Here is a 509-nt window from a genome sequence, read left to right as displayed (position 1 = left end):
GCCAACGGCACCGGCCCGTTCAAGGTCGAGTCGTACCGGCCCGACACCCGCACCGTGCTGGTGGTGAACCCGGCCTGGTGGGACAAGCCGCGCCACAACCTGGACCGCATCGAGTTCACGCCGATTGCTTCGGCGCCGACCCGCGTGGCGGCGCTGCTGTCGGGCGACATCAACTTCACCGAGAACGCGCCGCTGCAAGACCTGGACCGCCTGCGCGCCGCGCCCAACGTCAAGGTGCTGGCCGCGACCGAACTGCGCACCCTGTATTTCGGCTTCAACCTGGGCGACAAGCTGGTGGGGTCCAACATCACCGACAAGAACCCGTTGAAAGACCTGCGGGTGCGCCAGGCGCTGTACATGGCGCTGTCGCCCGACCTCTTGCAAAAGCGGGTGATGCGCGGGCTGTCGCGCACCACCGGCGCGCTGGTGGCGCCGTCGATCCCGGGCTATGAAGCCAGGCAGGAAGAACGCTTGCCGTTCGATGCGGCTCGCGCCAAGAAGCTGCTGGC

1 protein-coding gene is annotated in these 509 nt (G+C 67.8%); it reads left to right on the top strand.

Annotated features, from left to right (window positions below):
- Positions 1-509 (top strand): ABC transporter substrate-binding protein (locus U858_RS0132810; RefSeq protein WP_029954710.1); only part of this gene is annotated, 509 nt, incomplete at both ends.

Source organism: Achromobacter sp. DH1f (assembly GCF_000633435.1).
Taxonomy (GTDB): Bacteria; Pseudomonadota; Gammaproteobacteria; order Burkholderiales; family Burkholderiaceae_B; genus Achromobacter; species Achromobacter deleyi.
This window is presented reverse-complemented; position numbering and strand designations above follow the sequence as displayed.